Genomic DNA, 20,137 nt, shown 5'->3' on the forward strand with positions numbered 1-20,137 from the left:
GAAATGAGCAAAACAGAAAAATTGTTCGATCTGATCAATTATGTGAATACAAAACGCAAATTTACAGCAAATGATGTGGCGGAAGAATTTGGAATCTCGCTGCGGACCGCTCACAGGTATCTGCTGGAATTAGACCATATGGGCGTTCCTCTGTATACAGAACAGGGGAGAAACGGAGGTTATCGGACTTTGCAGGGTAGAATGCTGCCGCCTATTATATTCAATGAGGATGAGGCACTTGCAATCTTCTTTGCTTTCCAATCCCTACAATTTTATAAGTCATTGCCTTTCGAAGTAGATATAAAATCTGCATCAAGAAAACTTTTCCTAGGTCTTCCCGGGGATGTAAGACCACAAGTAGAAAACCTAAAATCAGTCCTGGCATTTTGGAACAGAGAGAGGGATATAGAATTTACAGCTCACTCTCTTATGAATATGGGGGAAGATGCACAGGTGATAGAACCACAGGAGATGAAAGAATACATCGTAGCATCCGCCAGAAAGATGTTGAAGCAATATGAATAGATGGTATCAATTGCCGAGGACCCGCCAATAGCAGAATAGGATAATGTGTAATATTTATAAAACCATGTATAAATATTACACATTTGACTTGATTAGTCATTGGTGCATAGAAAAACTACTCTCAAAAAGTCCTGGCAGACTGGGTGAATTTTCAACTTTTTATCCAAGTCAACCACTTTGGCGGTTGTTCTTTTGCATCTTGAATTAACATATCTGGCAATGAGATTATCAGATTTTATATGAAACTTCTACTACCTGTGTAGAAATATTTTTCTGAAACATTTCATCATGCTCTACGAATAGCATTGTCGGTTTATATTCCATAATCAGTTCTTCTATCTGTATGCGTGAGAGGACATCGATAAAGTTCAAAGGTTCATCCCAGATGAACAAGTGTGCCGGTTCACATAAGCTTTTTGCCAGAAGGACTTTTTTCTTCTGCCCTTCGCTGAATTGTTCGATGTCTTTGTCGAACTGCATTCTGTCAAATCCCAATTTCCGCAGTAATGCTTTGAAAACGCTATCGCCCAGCTGATGAATCCGGGCAAAATCGGCAAGGTTTCCCTTTAGCCAGGAGGTATCCTGAGAGATATAAGAAATCTTTACGCCCGAACCCAGACGGAAGTCACCGTTATAGGGGACCGGCTCTCCGAGTATAAGCTTAATCAGACTGGTTTTTCCACTCCCATTCTTTCCCTTCAGGCAGATACGCTCTCCCTGTCGTATTGAAAAGCTAATATCATGGCAGATGTCAGTGCTTCCATAGGAGATACTGATATTTTCCATGGACAGCAGCACATCTGTATGATAAGTCAGGGGGTTCAGCCTCAAACTGTCGGCCGATTCTATATTTTTCAGCAGCTTTTCTTTTTCCGAAATTGCATTTTGCCTTCTTTTTTCGATTGACTTGGAACGCTTCATCATTTTGGCAGCCTGATGTCCGATGTGTCCTCTGTCAGGGGCATGAGTTCCTATTTTGGTCTTTTCAATTTTATCCGACCATTTGCCGCTTTGTCTGGCAGAGTCCTGCAGTCTGCGGATATCCTGGGAAAGGCGGGCGTTTTGTTCCAGCTCCAGACTATCCTGTGCTTCCTTGTTTGCATACCAGGAAGAAAAGTTCCCTTTCTGCACCTCGATATTGTTTTTGTTTATGGAGAGCACATGATCAATGCAGCCATCCAGAAACATACGGTCATGGGAGACAAGTATAAAGCCTTTTTTGGAGTTCAGATACTGGGCCACCTTTTCCCGTGCCGGTATATCCAGATGGTTCGTGGGCTCGTCAATGAGTAAAAACCCATTCTCTCTCAAAAACAGCGCGGCAAGCAAAACCTTTGTGCGCTCCCCGTTGCTCAGGGTAGAAAAGGGGCGGTAGAGAATCTCCGTTTCTACATCCAGCAGGTTTAACTCCCGAAAGATCTGCCAGTTCTCTGCTGCCGGATTGATGGATTCTACAATAGATAAAGTCATAGCATCGGGATTTTCTACCTCATAAGGGAAATATTCGAAATCTGTACTTGCAGATATAGTACCGCTATAGTCATACTTTCCTAGCAAAAGATTTAAAAAAGTTGTCTTTCCCCTCCCGTTTCTGCCAATAAAACCTAGTTTCCAGTCGGTGTCAATCTGAAAGGATACATTTTCAAAAATATTATCATAGCTGCCGCCATAAGCAAAAGTTAAATTCGATACTTGAATTCTAGACATAAAACATACCTCCTTTGGATATATAAAAACCGCAGAAAAGTCATTTCCTGCGGCTTCTTATAACATATCCATAGCGGTACAAAGCTATATGCGGGTTTCTTTATATCAGTGGTCAAAAACCCGGCAGTCTATATGTCATGAGAAGAAAAATGAATGAGCTTTCCTGCAACAGCATAACAAAAGATAAGCCGATCTACCCGACCGGATATTTTTGTTATGCAATGAATTATTAGCAAGAAAACATCTTCATTCTTTCATCTCCAATCTTTCTAAGTTGGTCACATCATAACAAAAAGGCAGAAAAAAGTCAACGGGGAAAAGCACATAAAAATGTGGTACAATGAAAAAAAGGTATCAAAGTCCGCCAAAGGGGACAGTCCTCTTTGATGTAAGTTCGCTTTGAGAAGACTTCAGGAGGTATTTTATGTCTTTACAGTTTGTTTTTGGAAATTCCGGTGCGGGAAAGTCTCACTATCTATACCAGACGGTTATTGAGGAATCTATGAACAGACCGGATATGAATTATCTGGTGCTTGTGCCGGAACAGTTTACGATGCAGACACAGAAGGATTTGTGTATGATGCATCCCAGGCATGGGATTATGAATATTGATGTTTTAAGTTTTGGAAGGCTTGCCCACCGTGTTTTTGAAGAGATTGGCGGCGACACGAAACAGATTTTGGACGACGAGGGTAAGAATCTGATTCTGCGTAAGATAGCCGGTGCTTATGGGGAAGAGCTGCGGGTTTTGCGCGGGAATCTTAAGAAGCAGGGGTATATCAGTGAGGTGAAATCTGTCATCTCGGAGTTTACCCAATATGGAATCGGGCCGGAGGAACTGGACGAGTTTATGGAGGAATTGATACCGGACAGCTATCTGTATTATAAACTCCAGGATATCGGAAAGGTTTACGACGGTTTTGAAAATTATCTTGCAGACAAATATATTACCAAGGAAGAATTGCTGGACGTGTTAAGCGACGTGGCAAAAAAGTCTTCACTGCTACAAAAAAGTGTGGTGGTGCTGGACGGGTTTACCGGGTTTACACCGGTTCAGAATAAGCTTCTCGGGGAATTGATGGAGACCTGTGAGAAGGTCATTGTGACTGTGGTGATGGATGGGCGGGAGGACCCTTATGTGTACCGCCATCCGTATCAGCTATTTGCCCTGAGTAAACAGATGGTTACAGAGCTGGTAAAGATTGCCGGGGAGCACCGCACGGTGATCGATGATGATGTACGTTTATACAACAGGCCGGTATACCGTTTTAAGGATAATGAAGCGCTGGGGTTTCTGGAATCGGATCTCTTCAGATATTCGAAAAAGCAGTATGAGAAGGAACAGGAGGTCTTGACGGTACATGCAGCAGCAAACCCGAAACGGGAGGCGGAGTATGTGGCTTCCCAGATTCGGCGCATGGTTCGGGAAAAGGGGTACCGTTACCGTGACATTGCAGTGATTGCAGGAGACCTGAAAACTTACGCAGTGCACATGGAAAAGGCATGTGAGGCCTATGGGATTCCTGTGTTTATGGATCATAAAAAAAGTATTCTCCTCAACGCTTTTGTGGAGTATCTGCGGAGCCTGCTGGCTATGGCGGAACAGAATTTTTCCTATGAAAGCGTATTTAGGTTTCTGCGCACCGGCATGACCGGGTTTGACCGCAGAGAAGTGGATATGATGGAAAACTATGTGCTGGCGCTGGGATTAAGAGGCTACAAGAAATGGCAGTCGGCATGGGTGCGGCGCACCTCCGGTATGGATGAGGAGACACTGGCAGCCTTAAACGGGCTGCGGATCCGGTTCGTCGAACAGATAGATTCTCTGGTGATGGTTTTGAAACAGAAATACAAGACAGTAGGCGATGTTACAGCTGCGGTTTATGAGTTTTTGGTGCGCCGGAAGATGCAGACCCGGCTTAAAGAGATGGAAAATCATTTCCAGGAGCAGGGAGAATTGGCTCTGGCAAAAGAGTACGCGCAGGTTTACAGAATTACCATAGAGTTGTTTGACAAGTTCGTGGAACTTTTGGGGGACGAAAGAATCTCTTTAAAAGAGTACTGCGAGCTGCTGGATGCGGGATTGGAGGAAGCAAAAGTGGGGGTCATTCCGCCCAGCCTGGATCAGGTTGTTGTGGGAGATGTGGAGAGAACCCGCCTAAAGGATATAAAAGCACTGTTTTTCCTGGGAGCCAATGACACATTACTCCCAGGCAGTCTTACATCGGGAGGGCTGCTTACCGAGCGGGACAGGGATTATTTTGCAAAACAGAAGATAAGCCTGTCACCCGGGGCGAAGGAAAAGACGTATATCCAGAAGTTTTATCTATATATGAACCTGACAAAACCCACAGACTATCTGTCCCTTTCTTTCTCCAAGGTTTCTATGGAAGGAAAGACATTGCGCCCTGCTTATTTAATACAGGATATCCGAAGGCTCTATCCGCTGTTACATATCCAGGATGAGGAAACCAGGGACTTATGTGAGCGGGAACTGACGGAGAAAACTGCGGCTGATTATCTGGTGCAGGGGCTTCGGGACAGGAGACTGGGGTTGTCCCAAGAGTGGAAAGAGCTTTACAACTGGTATGCGAAGAAAAAAGACGTAGGTCCGATACTGGACGCCGCATTTTTCAGAAAAGAGCCGGACAGAATCCAAAAAGAAGCGGCCACGCAGATGTACGGAGATCCGTCCCGGTTCAGTGTGACCCGGCTGGAGCGTTTTGCTTCCTGTGCATACGCACATTTTCTGACCTATGGGCTGCGGCTATCCGACAGGAAGCAGTATGAGTTCGAGGCCATGGATTTGGGGAATATTGCCCATCGGTCTATGGAAATCTTCTCCAGAAGGGCCCAGACAGAAAAGGTATCCTGGACCGAGATGGAGGAAACACAGCGCGCCCGGTGGGTGGAAGAAAGTGTGGAAAAAAGCATTGCAGACTATGGAAATACCATTCTTTACAGCACCGCCCGCAATGAATATATGATTACACGCATTAAGAAATTAATCCACCGCTCTGTGTGGGCCCTGACTAAGCAGCTAAAAAAGGGGGATTTTATTCCCAGCGGCTACGAGATGAAGTTTGGCAGCGGGAAAATTGACAGGATTGATACCTGTGCAGATGAAAATAAAATTTACGTAAAGGTTACGGATTATAAGACCGGTGCCAAAAGTTTTGATATCACCGCCTTCTATTACGGACTGCAGATGCAGCTTCCGGTGTATCTGAATGCGGCCATGGGAATTGAGCAGGAAAAACATCCGGGGCAGGAAGTGGTTCCCGCGGGAATTTTCTATTACCGGATGAAAGATCCAATTGTGGAAAAAGAGAACAACGAGACTCTGCTGGAGGAAAAAATTCTAAAGGAACTGAAACTGGACGGGCTCGTGAATTCGGATGACGCAGTAATTGGCCATCTGGAACATGATTTGAGAGGAAAATCCAATCTGATTCCTGTGGGAAGAAACAAGGATGGGAGCCTCAGCCGTAATTCCAGAACTTTGGAACCGGAAGAATTTGAAGTCCTTTTGGCTTACACGAAGAGGAAAGAGAAGGAATTAAAGACCCGCATTTTGAGCGGAGAGACGGCGGCCTATCCCTATGAGCTGGGGAAGGAAACCGGATGTGATTATTGTGCCTACCAAGATATATGTGGGTTTGATTCGAGATTGTGGGGTTATAAATATCAGCCAATGGAGAAGCTTGGAAATGAAGAGGTCTTGGAAAAAATGAAACAGACAGGGGAGGAGCAGAAAAATGGGTATGAACTGGACTGACGAACAGCAAAAAGTTATTCATTTGAGAAACCGCAATATTTTGGTTTCGGCGGCGGCCGGTTCCGGAAAGACGGCAGTGCTGGTAGAAAGAATTATCCGTATGCTGACGGATGAGAAAAACCCGGTCAATGTGGATAACCTTTTGATTGTGACGTTTACAGAGGCAGCTGCATCAGAAATGAAGGAGCGCATCCGGGAAGCTGTGGAAAAGTCCCTGGAGGACCATCCGGAAAATGTTCACCTGCAGCACCAGGCAACGCTGATACACAGCGCACAGATTACGACGATACATAGTTTTTGTCTATCTGTAATACGGGATCATTTTCATATGCTGGATATTGATCCGGGTTTCCGGACTGGGGAAGAAGGAGAATTAAAACTGCTGAAACAGGATGTTCTGGATAAGCTGCTGGAGGAACGCTATGCTCAGGCGGAGAATAATTTTCTGGAATTTGTAGAAAAATTCGGCACAGGACGCAATGATAAGAAGATAGAAGAGATTATCCTGCAGCTTTATGAATATTCCCGCAGTTATCCACAGCCGGATTTGTGGCTGGAGGATTGTGTAAAAAGTTACAGCAAAAAGGGAGAAAGTTCTGACTGTATCGGCTGGGTGGAAGCGCTGGTAAGGCAGAAGACAGGGGATATACTGGATATACTGGATGAAGGGCTTAAGATATGCAGTATGTCCGACGGTCCTTATATGTATGAGGATATGCTGGAGTCGGATAAAAAGATGTTTTCTAGTCTGGCAAAGACTGCAGGCTTTGAGGAAATGTACCATGCAGTGCAGGGGATGAAATGGAAACGGTTGTCCGGGAAGAAGGATGATACGGTAGATATTGGAAAAAAAGAACAGGTGAAAGCCCTCCGCGATAAGGCAAAAAAAATAGCCGGCGATCTTACAGGCATGTACTTTTACGAGGAGCCAGAAGAAATTTTTAAGGACATGGCAGACTCTGCCGCCACAATGGAGGTGCTGGTGGATATTGTAAAAGATTTTGGAACCGCATTTTCAGAGATGAAGCAGAGTAAGAACATGATTGACTTCAACGATATGGAGCAATTTGCTCTGCAGATACTGACAGAGGATAGAGAAGGTGTGCTTGTTCCTTCCGGGGCGGCAGTGGAATACCAGGAACAATTTGCAGAGGTTATGATTGACGAGTATCAGGACAGCAACCTGATTCAGGAAGCGATTTTGACCAGTGTATCTAGGGCAAGTAATGGTCAAAATAACATTTTTATGGTCGGAGACGTAAAACAGAGTATTTACCGGTTCCGCCTTTCCAGGCCGGAATTGTTTATGGAAAAGTATGACACCTACAGTCTTGAGGAAAGTGACAGACAGCGTATTGATCTGCACAGGAATTTCCGAAGCAGAGAAGAAGTTCTGGACAGTGTGAACTTTATCTTTGCACACATTATGCGGAAAGAACTGGGTGGGATTCGCTATGACCAGGAAGCAGCCCTTTTTCCAGGGGCGGCTTACGAGCCAGTGACGGACGAAAGAGGAAAGTCTATTTATGAGACAGAGCTTTTGCTTGTGGACACAGCAGAGCAGGCAGAAGAAAAAGACGCAGAAATACCCGAAAGAATGCAGGAAGGCCCCAGAGAGACGGAGGCCCGGGCAGTAGCGCACCGTATCAAAGAGCTGCTGCAGTCCTTAAGTGTACTGGATAAAGCCGCAGGGACATACCGGTCTTTGGAATATGGGGATATAGTAATTTTATCCAGAAGTATAAAGGGTTGGGCAGATGTATTTTCCAGGATATTGGCCGAAGAAGGAATTCCGGCTTATGCAGGCAGCAGAGAAGGGTATTTTGAGACGTATGAAGTCAGTGTACTTCTGGATTACCTGAAAATACTGGATAATTTTATGCAGGAACTGCCCCTGACCGCTGTTTTGACATCTCCCTTTGTGGGGCTTAACGCGGCACAGCTTGCAGATATCCGAAATGCATACCCGGAGGTGCCATTTTACGAGGCGGTGGAGGCATATGCAGAGGCTGAGGACAAAGAAGGAAACCTGCAGGGCATTCTGAAAGAATTTTTGGAGACCCTTGAGGGCTTCAGGGAGATGGTTCCCTACACTGCAATTCATGATCTTTTATGGCGTATTATTGAGGATACAGGGTATGCGGCCTTCATTGCGGCAATGCCGGGAGGAGCGCAGCGAGCGGCAAATGTGGAAATGTTGGTGGAAAAGGCATCGGCCTTTGAGGGCACAAGCTATAAGGGACTTTTTAACTTTGTGCGCTATATCGGACAGCTGAATAAATATAATGTGGATTACGGGGAAGCAAATATTGCGGACGAACAGTCGAATATGGTTCGTATTATGACCATACATAAGAGCAAAGGACTGGAGTTTCCCGTTGTGTTTGTGTGCGGTATGGGGAAACATTTCAATACCCAGGATATCAGAAGCAGTATTGTAATTCATCCCAAATGGGGTGTGGGCATTGATGCCATAGACCTGGAAAAAAGGACCAAAATTCCTACAATATTGAAAAAAGTGATTCAGGAGGAGGTTACACGGGAAAGTCTGGGGGAGGAACTGAGGGTGCTGTATGTGGCAATGACCCGTGCAAAAGAAAAACTGATAATGACAGGAACCCTGTCAGGTGCGGCAAAAGCTCTTGAAAAATATCAGGTACAGAAGGTGCCGGGGGCCGGGCAAAAAAGTGCACCTCTGCCTTATTATGTGCTGGCAGGGGCACACTCCTTCCTCGACTGGCTTTTGCCTGTGCTTCCGAGTCTGTCTGAAAATGTTCCCCTCCGGATACGGGTTGCAGACAGTGTTCAGGCGGCAGCAGCCGAAGATATGGAAGGCCAGGCAGAAGATTTGGCCAGAGATGTGCTGGAGCACTGGAATACGGAGACTGTTTATAATCAGCCGCTTCACACCAAATTGGAAGAACAGCTGGAATATGTTTATCCTTATGAACAGGAAGGACGGCGGAAGATGAAGTTTACCGTTTCCGAGCTAAAAAAATACGCCTTCTTATCCGAGGAACCAGGGGAAGTGCTGTATGAGGAACCGGAGGCCGTCCCTCTTCTGCCCGGTTTTTTAAGTGAAGAAACAAAGCTGACCGGTGCGTCCCGGGGAAGTGCCTACCACAAATTCCTGGAGCTTTTGGATTTTTCTGAGGAATATAATGAAGAATACCTGGAACAGAAGGCGGCCCGGCTTATGGCAGAGGGAAAGCTTTCCCGGGAAATGGCAGAGAGTATTAATGTCCGGGACATCCTGGGATTTTTACAAAGCAGCGGAGGGCGGCGCATGCGCCGGGCTGCACTGCACAATCTTCTGAGAAAAGAGCAGCCGTTTGTTCTTGGGATAGATGCCGATGAAATTTATCCGGAGGAAAACAGTGAAGAGATGATACTGGTTCAGGGAATTATTGACGTTTACTTTGAAGAGGACGGCCAGCTTGTTGTGTTGGATTATAAAACAGACAAAGTAAAATCCGGATTTGAGCTGAAGGAAAAATATCATGCACAGCTGGATTATTATGCACAGGCACTGGAGCAGCTTGTGGGAAAAGAGGTAAAAGAAAAAATTATCTACTCCTTTACACTGGGAGAGGAAATACAGGTATAAAGGGGAAAAAATGCAGCGTTTATTCATATAGTATTGTGGGGCATAAGGTATTTTAACCCCATGGGACCCGAGCAAGTCTAAAAACTGTTCTTTTTTTGTGTAACTATGCAGGAGGAGAGAAATATTAATAGTTGACAAATTATATTATACGAAATATAATATAGAAAAATAAATAATATTAATGGATAAGCAATATATACCGGCTCATAATATTATAAGGGAGGAGTGATAACATGGTGTTCAACACCGGAGCAGCATTGCTGGATGCAATTGTTCTTGCAGTTGTGTCGCAGAAGGATGAAGGCACTTACGGATATAAAATCACCCAGGATGTGCGCAGTGCCATTGATGTATCAGAATCCACTCTTTATCCTGTGCTAAGGCGGCTGCAGAAAGATGAGTGTCTGGAAGTATATGACAGGCAGTTTGGCGGAAGGAACAGGCGATATTATAAAGTGACTGACAGAGGAATGGCACAGCTGAGTTTATATAAAGGCGAGTGGAAGAGTTATTCAAAGAAGATTCATGATATATTTGAGGGAGGTGCTAACCATTGAATCGAGAAGAATTTATGTATAGACTGGAACAACTGCTCATGGCGATTCCGGTAGATGAGAGACAGGCAGCTCTCCAATATTATCAGGATTATTTTGAGGACGCCGGGGTGGAGAACGAAGCACAGGTCATCAGTGAACTGAGAAGCCCTGAGCAGGTGGCAGCAACAATTAAGGCAGATTTAAAAGACGGAAGCAAGGAACATGGGGAGTTTACCGAGAATGGATACAGTTATGATCAATCCGGCGGCAAGGGAGAACTTAGTATTAAGACGCCCCCAAGAACAAGCAGGGCACTGAAGATTGTGCTGATTATTTTAATTGCTCTGACCGTGATTCCTTTTGCATGGCCGTTGCTAATTGGCTGTGTTGGTATTGTTATCGGGCTTGTATGTGCAGCATTCGGACTGTTTGCAGGACTGGTGCTTGGGTCTGTCCTCTTGATGGCAGCGGGGGTTGTTCTCTTCATAGCAGGTCTTACTAAGCTTTTGACGGCACTTCCGGTGGCCCTTCTCACAAGCGGATCGGGTCTGGTAGTATTTGTGCTGGGACTGATTGCTACAGTGGCAGCCGTGAAGCTCTGCGTGGTAGTATATCCTGCACTGATAAGAGGTATCGTATCAATCTGCCGGTGGCCGTTTCAAAGAAAGAAGGTGTCATAATTTATGAAAAGGGGATGGAAAATATTCTGGATTGTGTGTGCCTGCATTGCAGGAATCGGATTGGTACTCTGTATTGGCGGAGCTGCCATGGGAGTTACATTTTCAGCCATCGGCAATGCCTATGGAGCAGATACTGCGAGATATGCGTCATACTGGCATAGCTGGGATGACGATGATTTTGATTATGACGACGATACGTATGTGCAGGGAAGTGCTGAGAATGTGTCCAACTTTTCGGGAATCAGTGAACTTAGCGTGGATGTGTCCTATATGGAAGTTGTTGTCAGACCCTATGACGGGAATGATATTACAGTAGATGTAAGCCAGGTCAATTCAAAGTTAAAAGACAAGCTGGTGTATGATACCGATGAAGGTGAGCTTAGCATAGAGACCAAGAATAGCAGGTGGTGGCCCAAGTCAGCCGGAAATAATACAGGATATCTGGTTATCCAGATTCCTGAAAACATTACACTAAATGAGGCATCTTTTGAGATGGGAGCAGGCATACTTAAGATAGAGGCCGTTAAAGCTGACAGTCTGGATATTAGTGTGGGAGCCGGAGAAGCTGTTGTAAAGGAGTTTGAGACTGCCCAATTAGATGTGGAATGCGGGGCAGGAAAGGGCACTCTGAACGGAACCGTCACAAGAAATGCCAGTATAAAATGCGGTGTCGGAGAGCTGGCAATGTCATTAAACGGGAACCAGAAGGATTACGATTACCAACTGGAATGTGGAATTGGCGAACTGACAGTGGGAGACGACACCTATTCGGGCCTTGGAAGCGAGCGCAATATTGACAATGGCACTGGGAAACTTATGGATATCGACTGCGGTATCGGCCGGGTGGCCGTTACATTTTCAGAAGGAGTTTAACTAAAAAAGGAGGAATTATTGTGGAACAAAAAAAATTGTATCGTTCAAGAACTGACCGTATGCTATGCGGTGTATGCGGAGGAATCGGGGAGTACTTCAATATAGATGCAACGATTGTGCGTCTGTTGTTTGTTCTCCTGGGAGTCTCTGGAGGAACAGGTATTCTGGCCTATTTTATAGCAGCAATTATCATACCTGATGAAAAATAGTTACAATAAAATAATGCAGTAGAAATGCAGCAGATTAGAGAGATACTTCCAAGGTGGAGTATCTCTTATTTCGTCAAGATACAATTGGAAAAGACAGAATATTCTGATAACGGACGGCAAAAGGGTCTGACCCCTTTTATGTATGTCTGTTGATTTTTCGGCAATACTTTCAGAAAAGGTAGGAGGTTATCAAGATGGCTGAAAAGAAGTTGAAACCAATTGATTTGAAAAATTTAGAACCTGAGGAAAAGGTAAAATATGAGATTGCAGAGGAATTGGGACTTTTGGATAAGGTGCTGGCTCAGGGGTGGCGCTCTCTTTCATCTAAGGAAACAGGACGGATCGGAGGAATGATTGCAAAAAGAAAACGAAAGAGTTGAAAAACCTGCTGAGGTTTGATACAATTGTACGGCTGGGGAGAAGAAGCATAGGTGATGGAGATGGAAGAGAAGATGAATATCTTTGACGTGGAGATTGACGGGTTCACGGCAAAAACGGCTATGCAAAAAGCCGTTGAGTACATGCAGAGTGAGTATGTCAGTACAATTGAGATCGTCACACTGGATATGCTCATGCAGGGAAAAGACGACCCTGTATGGAAAGAGAATACAAAAGAGATAGATATGGTACTCTCAGGAGAGAGAGAAATACTGGAAGCGGCAAATATAACAGATAAAATTTTATTAAAAAATGTGGATAATCAGGTCTTCCTGAAAATGTTTCTGAGATATTTACAGAGAAACCGGAAGCGGGTATTTTTGATTGCCCAGTCTGAAAAAGAACTTGTAAGTCTGGAAGAGGCCATGGTGAAGTATCACCGGGGAATAGCGGTGGCGGGTCATGGCATATTAAGTTCAGAAGGCAAATCCGAAGAAGACATTATCAATGATGTAAACGGGGCTGAGACAGACTGTATTATTTCTGTACTGCCGTCCCCGGAACAGGAAGAGTTTATTATCAGGAATAAGTCTCTGCTTAATATAAGAGTCTGGCTGGGATGTGGCAATATGCTGGCCGAGAACTATCGCAGGAAGAGCACAGGCGGTGTTCGGAGATTCCTTATGAAAAGGGCATTCCGGTATAATGTAGAGCAGCAAAAGAAGAATTTGTGAACTATGTATAGGCCATATAATATGAAAAAATTGTTAATAATATGAGGAAATGCATAAAAAAATAGTATTTCCTCTTTATTTTTTTGGCTTTATGCATTAATATATAACTGGTGTATGTGTATTTTGTTTTTTTACAAATTTGATATTTGTGAAAAATGCACATGAATAAAACGAAATAAAAGCGGAGGAGATAAATATGATTTCAAATCAAATACTGCAAAACACAATTGAGGGTCTGAAGGGTATTTCTAGAATTGATTTCAGTATATTGGATACAGAGGGGAAAGTACTTGCAACTACATTTGATGATATGAAGGGATATGAAAGCGCTGTACTTTCTTTTGTAGAATCTCCCGCAGACAGTCAGGTAATCCAGGGACACCAGTTTTTTAAGATTTTTGATGAGCAGCAGCTGGAATATGTACTGCTTGCCGGCGGGGAGAATGAGGAAGTGTACATGGTGGGCAAGATTGCCGCATTTCAGGTGCAAAGTCTGTTGGTAGCCTACAAAGAAAGGTTTGACAAGGATAACTTTATTAAGAATCTTTTACTTGATAATCTCCTTTTGGTAGACATTTATAACAGGGCCAAGAAATTACATATTGACACAGAGCAAAAACGTGTTATCTTTATTATTGAAACCACCCATGAAAAAGACAGCGTAGCTCTGGATAATGTAAGAACCCTTTTGGGAGGCAAGTCCAGGGACTTTATTACAGCCGTAGACGAGAAGAATATCATTGTCGTCAAGGAACTTTCTGACAGCGACGGCGGCAAAGAACTCCAGAAAATGGCAAAAGAAATGCTGGATATACTCAAGACTGAGTGCAAAGAAGAGCGTATTCACATAGCATATGGCACTGTAGTCAACGACATCAAGGAGGTTTCTAAATCTTACAAAGAAGCAAAGCTTGCATTGGATGTGGGCAAGATTTTCTTTGATGAGAAAGATATCGTTGCATATAGCACACTTGGCATCGGACGTTTGATCTATCAGCTGCCGATTCCACTTTGTAAGATGTTTATCAAGGAGATTTTTGAGGGGAAATCTCCGGACGATTTTGATGAGGAGACATTGGCGACTATTAACAAGTTTTTTGAAAATAGTCTGAATGTATCAGAAACGTCAAGGCAGTTGTATATTCACAGAAATACTCTTGTTTACCGACTGGATAAGCTCCAGAAGAGCACCGGGCTTGATTTGCGCGTCTTCGAGGATGCGATTACTTTTAAGATTGCTCTGATGGTAGTAAAGTACATGAGGTATATGGAATCATTGGAATACTAAGGAGTATGAATAATTAGGAGGATTTATGATTGAACTGAGAAATGTAACGAAGGAGTATTCAAAGGGAATTGCTGCCCTAAATGGTGTGTCTGTGAAGATTGAACGCGGAGAGTTTGTGTTCATCGTAGGGGACAGCGGTTCGGGCAAGTCAACTTTGATTCGTTTAATCCTGAAGGAACTGGAGCCGACAAAGGGAACTATCATTGTCAACGGACAGAATTTGGGCAGGATGAGACATCGTCATATTGCGAAGTACAGAAGGGGTCTGGGAGTTGTTTTTCAGGACTTCCGTCTTTTAAAAGACAGAAATATTTATGAAAATATTGCTTTTGCACTGCGTGTAACGGAGACACCTATGCGTGTTCTCAGGAGAAAAGTGCCGGCGGCACTTTCACTTGTTGGATTGGCACAGAAGTATAAGTCATATCCAAAGGAGCTGTCAGGGGGAGAACAGCAGCGTGTTGCACTGGCAAGAGCGATAGTAAATGAACCTGCAATTTTGTTGGCCGACGAGCCGACTGGTAACCTGGATCCGACAAACTCATGGGAGATCATGAGTCTGCTGAAAGAGGCAAATGAGAGAGGGACAACAGTATTGGTTGTTACTCACAACCAGGAAATCGTAAACGAGATGAACGAGCGCGTCATAACGATGAAACAGGGCGTTATCGTCAGTGATGAACAAAAAGGTAGGTATTTAGATGAGGATTAGTACATTAGGATACGTAGGAAAACAGGGGGTTAAGAATATCGGGAGAAATAAGATGTTTTCGCTTGCGTCCGTCGCGACAATGGCAGCTTGTATTTTCCTGTTTGGATTATTCTTTTCTATCTTGTTAAATTTTCAGTACATAATAAAGTCGGCTGAAGAGGGCGTGGCGATTACTGTATTTTTTGAAGACGACGCCACCCAGAGCGAGATTGATGACATAGGAGCTGCATTAAAAAGCAGGAATGATGTGTCAGATGTAGTTTTCGTCTCTGCAGATGATGCGTGGAATAAATTTAAGGGCGATTATTTTGGAGATAATGCGGATCTGGCAGAGGGATTTAAGAATGACAACCCGCTTGCAGGATCAGACAACTATGAGGTATATATGAAAACTCTGACAGATGACGGTGCAAGTCTTTCGGTCAGAAGCAAATCACTGGCAGCCACCCAGCAGGATCTGGTTAAGTTTGCCAAGGGCCTGGACGGGGTGCGAAAGGTAAATAAATCAGATGTGGTGGCAAACACCCTTTCCAGTGTAAATATGCTGGTTGGTTATATATCTGCTGCAATTATAATTATTTTGTTCGGGGTATCTATTTTCCTGATCAGCAATACGGTTACAATGGGTATCACCGTCCGCAGAGAAGAGATTGCCATTATGAAATATATCGGTGCCAAGGACTTTGTTGTCCGTTCACCCTTCGTCATAGAAGGCCTCATTATGGGAATTGTGGGTGCGATCATACCGCTTCTATTGTTGTATGGTTTGTATGGAAAAGCTGTGGAGTATATTTTGACAAAGTTCAAGGTATTGAATAATATCGTTAATTTCCTCCCAGTGGGAAGTGTGTACCGGTATCTGCTCCCGATTGGGCTTCTGCTCGGCGCGGGAATCGGTTTTTTAGGAAGCTACTTTACTGTCCGTAAACATTTGAAGGTATAGGGGGAGCTTATGAAGAGACAAAAGAGGAGTATACGAAGTATCCTAAGTGTGGTTTTAGTACTGGCATTGTGTGCAGGAATGGGGATGACTGTGAATGCCGCAACTGTTGATGAGGCACAGAAGAAAGCAGAGGAGCTGGAATCAAAGAAAAAGGCTGCCCAGACAGAACAGAATTCTCTTAAAACACAGTTGAACGATATTGTTGCGGATATGAAAGACGCACAGGATAAGCTGGATAAAAAGCAGGAAGAGATCAAGACAGCGGAAGACGAACTGGTTAAAGCTAAGATAGATGAGAATAACCGGTATGAAAGTATGAAGATGCGTATAAAATATATGTATGAGAATGGTAATTCTCAGCTCATTGAGATTCTCATCGACAGTGACAGCATTGCAGACCTTCTAAATAAGGCTGAGTATTTCTCACAGATTTCTACCTATGACAGAGAGAAGCTCACCGAACTTCAGCAGGTGGTACAGGATGTACAGGAAAGAGAAGATGCGCTGCAGAATGAATATACGACACTTTCAAATCTGCAGAATGAACTGATACAAAAACAGGATGCTGTACAGACTCTTCTGGACAGCAAAAAGCTTCAGGTTTCGAATCTTGAAAAGCAGATTGGAGACAATGCAGCTACTTTGCAAAAGCTGGTGGAGGAGGCAGAGGCCGAGCGTCAGAAGCAGCTGCAGCAGCAGGCCGCACAGCAGGCACAGGCGGCTCTGGCAGTTGAACAGCAGGCAGCAGACACAGGCAGTAATTATACAGAACCTTCTTCCACCCCTGTTGTCAGCGGGGGAGGTCAGTTTACGAATCCATGCCCGGGAGCTACCATATCCAGTACTTTCGGATACAGAGATTTTGACGGGGCATTCCACAAAGGTCTGGATCTGGCTGCAGGAGAAGGCACACCTACATACGCTGCAGCGGACGGCTACGTGGTTATCGCAGGCTGGAGCGACAGCGCAGGCAACTGGGTAGTCATCAACCATGGAAACGGTCTGACTACAAAATATATGCACCACTCAGCTCTCTGCGTAAGTGCAGGTCAGACGGTTGTTAAAGGCCAGCAGATAGGCTATGTGGGTAATACAGGAGATTCCTTCGGAGGACACCTGCATTTTCAGGTCGAAGTGAATGATCAGGCTGTAGACCCACTGGGATATTTATAAATATCAAAGGTTGGAAAGAATATGAACGATAAAAAAAGTTTCAGGAAGGGGGCGCTGTGTGGCGCCCTCGTTATGCTTTTAATAGCAGCCGCAGGTTTTGGTGTCATAAAAGTGGGAGAAAGGTATATTCTGGGAAACGGCGCCGCCGCAGCCCAGGTATCGTCCCAGGGGCAGACAGAGAGGAAACTCACGAATCTGGGCAGGCTGATAGACCACTATTATCTCTATACCGATGAAATGGACAATCAGGCACTGCAGGACGGCATTTATACCGGCTATGTCAACGGCTTGGGAGATCCCTATACGGTTTATTATGACAAAGAACAGACAAAGCAGCTGCTGGAGACCACTTCCGGAGAGTATTCAGGAATCGGAGCGGGCCTGGTGACAGATACCGAGACAAACGCGGTAACCATTACTAATGTATATAAAGATTCTCCTGCCGAGGAAGCCGGCGTGAAAGAGGGAGACATTCTATATCAGGTGGATGACCACGTGATAAGTGATGAGGATTTAACAGAGATTGTATCCTGGATTAAAGGGAAGGAAGGAACCAAGGTTACGCTTCATGTGTACAGAGGCAGTGCTATGGAGGAGGTTACCTGTACGGCAAAGCGGCGCAGTCTTAAAGTCCAGACTGTAGACTATGAAATGAAGGAAAACCAGGTTGGCTACATTCATATAACAGAGTTTGATAAAGTGACCTATGATCAGTTTAAGGATGCACTGGCGGATTTGGAAAACCAGGGGATGAAAGGTCTTGTGATAGACTTGAGATCTAATCCCGGAGGAGATCTGGATACCGTTGTAAATATGCTAAAGCTCCTTTTGCCAAAAGGAATGGTAGTTTATACAGAGGACAAAGCCGGCGGCAGGACAGAATACAAAAATGAGAAAGACCACGAATTTACTATGCCTATGACGGTTCTGGTGAATCAATACAGTGCCAGTGCGGCTGAGATATTTTCCGGCGCTGTTCAGGATTATAAGGTGGGCACCATTGTAGGCACAACCACCTATGGAAAGGGGATTGTACAGCAGCTTATGGATTTAGGTGACGGAACATGTCTGAAGGTGACCATTGCCGAATATTTCCTGCCCAGCGGCAGGAGTATACACAAAAAAGGAATCAAACCGGATGTAGAGGTAGAATACAAGGCTGATTCCAACAATGCGGCAGCCGACAATCAGCTGGATAAGGCTCTCGAAGTGCTGCAGGGAAAGATACAGTAATAATTTAAAAAAAGCCTTGCAAATGAAAAAAACCTGTGCTATGATGTTAACCAGTTTTAACAAATATGGTTAGACTTAAAAAGGCAGTGAACAAGACTCTGATTTTCAGATACTGACAGGAAGTTGGCGTCACCGACTGAGAGCGCCGGACAGCGGAGAAAGTTAAGGGAACACTTGGGAGCCGACCGGTTGAAATGGTAAGTAAGCCGGTACGTAAGAGTGCACGTTACGCACATAGAGCGGGGCAGGTGTATTGTATACCTGTTCAATGCGGGTGGTACCGCGGATTATAAATATGAATCCGTCCCGGGATGCAAATGCATCCCGGGACTTTTTGTTACAGAAAAATAGAATTTTCTGCTATATAAAGTCGGACTGGGGATGCAGTTTTAAGAGCCAGAAAGGAGAATTCTATGGAAATTGTGACAGGAGTAAAAAAAAGTAACATATTAGAGCTGCGTGAGCTGTCTAAAGAGAATATGGCAGGCCAACGCGTCAGAGTGAATGGTGCAGTCCATACGATCCGGGATATGGGGATGGTGGCATTTATCATTCTCAGAAAAAGAGAAGGACTTCTGCAGTGTGTGTTTGTGAAAGGAGCCTCAAAGTTTAATTTGAAAGATTTAAAAGAAGCCGATACAGTCGAAGTAACAGGAACTCTTGCAGATTCAGAGAAAGCACCGGCAGGTATGGAAATCAGAATCGAGGATATAAAGATTTTGAGTGAACCGGCGGAGCCGCTTCCGCTTCCCATTGCCAGGTGGAAGCTGAATACATCTCTGGAGGCAAAGTTAAATTACCGTCCCATTTCACTGCGGAATATAAGGGAGCGGGCAAAGTTCAAGGTTCAGGAAGGAATTGTCCGGGGGTTCCGTGATTTTCTGTATGGAGAAGGTTTTACAGAGATTCATACCCCCAAGATAGGCGCAAAAAGTGCAGAGGGAGGAGCTAATCTGTTCAAACTGGATTATTTTCACAGACCGGCGATTCTCCAGCAAAGTCCTCAGTTTTACAAACAGATGATGACAGGCGTGTTTGACAGAGTATTCGAGACAGCGCCGGTGTTCCGTGCGGAGAAGCATAATACGAAGCGTCATTTAAACGAGTACACAAGTCTGGATCTTGAGATGGGGTATATTGAAGGATTCGAGGACATTATGGCAATGGAGGCCGGATTTCTTGAGTACACCATGGAGCTTTTGGAAAAAGACTACGCAGGAGAATTGAAAATTCTTGGAATAGAACTTCCGAAGGTAAAGGAGATTCCGGCAGTCAGGTTTGACGAGATTAAGAAGCTTGTATCAGAAAAATATGAGCGGAAAATGAGAAACCCCTTCGATCTTGAGCCTGAAGAGGAACAGTTCATAAGCCAATATGCAAAAGAGGAATGGGATGCAGATTTTGTCTTCGTCACCCACTATCCCTCCAAAAAGAGACCGTTTTATGCTATGGATGACCCAAAAGACACCAACTATACACTGAGTTTTGATTTATTGTTCAGAGGAATGGAGATAACGACCGGCGGGCAGAGAGTCCATGATTACCATGAACTGCTTAAAAAAATGGTAACAAGGGGTATGACAGGAGAAGGCATGGAACAGTATTTAAGCGCATTTAAATATGGAATGCCGCCTCACGGAGGCCTTGGAATAGGGCTGGAGCGGCTGACCATGAAATTGATCGGTGAGGATAATGTACGGGAAGCAACTTTATTCCCAAGAGACTTAAGCAGGCTGGAACCATAAACAGGAAAGGCGGTTA

The 20,137-nt window shown here is 44.5% G+C and carries 16 protein-coding genes; 15 read left to right on the forward strand and 1 reads right to left on the reverse strand.

The window, feature by feature from the left end; genetic code table 11:
• Positions 1 to 3: 3 nt before the first annotated feature.
• A complete protein-coding gene (locus BN3456_RS12895; RefSeq protein WP_089984683.1) occupies positions 4 to 525 on the forward strand; it encodes an HTH domain-containing protein in 522 nt (173 codons plus the stop codon).
• A gap of 228 nt (positions 526 to 753) precedes the next feature.
• Here the strand turns inward: BN3456_RS12895 and abc-f are convergent, their stop codons facing one another.
• On the reverse strand, positions 754 to 2,232 hold the full coding sequence (gene abc-f / locus BN3456_RS12900) for a ribosomal protection-like ABC-F family protein (protein WP_089984685.1): 1,479 nt from the start codon (positions 2,230 to 2,232) through the stop codon (positions 754 to 756).
• A gap of 424 nt (positions 2,233 to 2,656) precedes the next feature.
• On the opposite strand from abc-f, the gene BN3456_RS12905 reads away from it, so the two are divergent.
• From BN3456_RS12905 to aspS, 14 genes are all read left to right on the forward strand, one after another.
• Positions 2,657 to 6,010, forward strand: a complete 3,354-nt coding sequence (locus BN3456_RS12905) for a PD-(D/E)XK nuclease family protein (protein WP_089984687.1) — start codon at positions 2,657 to 2,659, stop codon at positions 6,008 to 6,010.
• Positions 5,991 to 9,617 (forward strand): helicase-exonuclease AddAB subunit AddA, encoded by a 3,627-nt coding sequence (gene addA / locus BN3456_RS12910; protein ID WP_089984689.1) that lies wholly within the window; start codon positions 5,991 to 5,993, stop codon positions 9,615 to 9,617. Before BN3456_RS12905 ends, addA begins: the two co-directional genes overlap by 20 nt.
• A gap of 233 nt (positions 9,618 to 9,850) precedes the next feature.
• Positions 9,851 to 10,174, forward strand: a complete 324-nt coding sequence (locus tag BN3456_RS12915; protein ID WP_089984691.1) for a PadR family transcriptional regulator — start codon at positions 9,851 to 9,853, stop codon at positions 10,172 to 10,174.
• Positions 10,171 to 10,833, forward strand: coding sequence for a DUF1700 domain-containing protein (locus tag BN3456_RS12920; protein WP_089984693.1), 663 nt, complete (start codon positions 10,171 to 10,173; stop codon positions 10,831 to 10,833). Before BN3456_RS12915 ends, BN3456_RS12920 begins: the two co-directional genes overlap by 4 nt.
• A gap of 3 nt (positions 10,834 to 10,836) precedes the next feature.
• Positions 10,837 to 11,706: a DUF4097 family beta strand repeat-containing protein gene (locus BN3456_RS12925; RefSeq protein WP_089984694.1), complete on the forward strand. Its 870-nt coding sequence runs from the start codon at positions 10,837 to 10,839 to the stop codon at positions 11,704 to 11,706.
• 20 nt (positions 11,707 to 11,726) lie between these two features.
• Positions 11,727 to 11,915 carry a PspC domain-containing protein gene (locus tag BN3456_RS12930; RefSeq protein ID WP_089984696.1) on the forward strand — a complete coding sequence of 63 codons (189 nt, stop codon included), beginning with the start codon at positions 11,727 to 11,729 and terminating at the stop codon, positions 11,913 to 11,915.
• 194 nt (positions 11,916 to 12,109) lie between these two features.
• On the forward strand, positions 12,110 to 12,295 hold the full coding sequence (locus BN3456_RS12935) for a small, acid-soluble spore protein, alpha/beta type (protein ID WP_089984698.1): 186 nt from the start codon (positions 12,110 to 12,112) through the stop codon (positions 12,293 to 12,295).
• A 54-nt stretch (positions 12,296 to 12,349) separates the two neighbouring features.
• Positions 12,350 to 13,027: a WecB/TagA/CpsF family glycosyltransferase gene (locus BN3456_RS12940; protein WP_242862886.1), complete on the forward strand. Its 678-nt coding sequence runs from the start codon at positions 12,350 to 12,352 to the stop codon at positions 13,025 to 13,027.
• Positions 13,028 to 13,223: 196 nt separating this feature from the next.
• Positions 13,224 to 14,315, forward strand: a complete 1,092-nt coding sequence (locus BN3456_RS12945) for a PucR family transcriptional regulator (RefSeq protein WP_089984700.1) — start codon at positions 13,224 to 13,226, stop codon at positions 14,313 to 14,315.
• 25 nt (positions 14,316 to 14,340) lie between these two features.
• Positions 14,341 to 15,027, forward strand: a complete 687-nt coding sequence (ftsE, locus tag BN3456_RS12950) for a cell division ATP-binding protein FtsE (protein ID WP_089984702.1) — start codon at positions 14,341 to 14,343, stop codon at positions 15,025 to 15,027.
• Positions 15,017 to 15,970 (forward strand): permease-like cell division protein FtsX, encoded by a 954-nt coding sequence (locus BN3456_RS12955; RefSeq protein WP_089984703.1) that lies wholly within the window; start codon positions 15,017 to 15,019, stop codon positions 15,968 to 15,970. Before ftsE ends, BN3456_RS12955 begins: the two co-directional genes overlap by 11 nt.
• A gap of 9 nt (positions 15,971 to 15,979) precedes the next feature.
• Positions 15,980 to 17,143, forward strand: coding sequence for a murein hydrolase activator EnvC family protein (locus tag BN3456_RS12960; protein ID WP_089984705.1), 1,164 nt, complete (start codon positions 15,980 to 15,982; stop codon positions 17,141 to 17,143).
• A 21-nt stretch (positions 17,144 to 17,164) separates the two neighbouring features.
• Positions 17,165 to 18,376, forward strand: a complete 1,212-nt coding sequence (locus BN3456_RS12965) for a S41 family peptidase (RefSeq protein WP_089984707.1) — start codon at positions 17,165 to 17,167, stop codon at positions 18,374 to 18,376.
• Positions 18,377 to 18,789: 413 nt separating this feature from the next.
• Complete coding sequence (aspS, locus tag BN3456_RS12970; RefSeq protein ID WP_089984709.1) at positions 18,790 to 20,121, forward strand: aspartate--tRNA(Asn) ligase; 1,332 nt, start codon at positions 18,790 to 18,792, stop codon at positions 20,119 to 20,121.
• Positions 20,122 to 20,137: the final 16 nt, after the last annotated feature.

Source organism: Clostridium sp. C105KSO13, from assembly GCF_001517425.1.
In the GTDB taxonomy this organism is placed as follows: Bacteria; Bacillota; Clostridia; order Lachnospirales; family Lachnospiraceae; genus Muricomes.

Bases quoted from the DNA above. Each gene is read 5' to 3' on its own strand.
- BN3456_RS12905 (WP_089984687.1), top strand. From the start codon at position 2,657: ATGTCTTTACAGTTTGTTTTTGGAAATTCCGGTGCGGGAAAGTCTCAC.
- addA (WP_089984689.1), top strand. From the start codon at position 5,991: ATGGGTATGAACTGGACTGACGAACAGCAAAAAGTTATTCATTTGAGA.
- abc-f (WP_089984685.1), bottom strand. From the start codon at position 2,232: ATGTCTAGAATTCAAGTATCGAATTTAACTTTTGCTTATGGCGGCAGC.
- BN3456_RS12940 (WP_242862886.1), top strand. From the start codon at position 12,350: ATGGAGATGGAAGAGAAGATGAATATCTTTGACGTGGAGATTGACGGG.
- ftsE (WP_089984702.1), top strand. From the start codon at position 14,341: ATGATTGAACTGAGAAATGTAACGAAGGAGTATTCAAAGGGAATTGCT.
- BN3456_RS12955 (WP_089984703.1), top strand. From the start codon at position 15,017: ATGAGGATTAGTACATTAGGATACGTAGGAAAACAGGGGGTTAAGAAT.
- aspS (WP_089984709.1), top strand. From the start codon at position 18,790: ATGGAAATTGTGACAGGAGTAAAAAAAAGTAACATATTAGAGCTGCGT.
- BN3456_RS12965 (WP_089984707.1), top strand. From the start codon at position 17,165: ATGAACGATAAAAAAAGTTTCAGGAAGGGGGCGCTGTGTGGCGCCCTC.
- BN3456_RS12915 (WP_089984691.1), top strand. From the start codon at position 9,851: ATGGTGTTCAACACCGGAGCAGCATTGCTGGATGCAATTGTTCTTGCA.
- BN3456_RS12960 (WP_089984705.1), top strand. From the start codon at position 15,980: ATGAAGAGACAAAAGAGGAGTATACGAAGTATCCTAAGTGTGGTTTTA.
- BN3456_RS12935 (WP_089984698.1), top strand. From the start codon at position 12,110: ATGGCTGAAAAGAAGTTGAAACCAATTGATTTGAAAAATTTAGAACCT.
- BN3456_RS12925 (WP_089984694.1), top strand. From the start codon at position 10,837: ATGAAAAGGGGATGGAAAATATTCTGGATTGTGTGTGCCTGCATTGCA.
- BN3456_RS12945 (WP_089984700.1), top strand. From the start codon at position 13,224: ATGATTTCAAATCAAATACTGCAAAACACAATTGAGGGTCTGAAGGGT.
- BN3456_RS12895 (WP_089984683.1), top strand. From the start codon at position 4: ATGAGCAAAACAGAAAAATTGTTCGATCTGATCAATTATGTGAATACA.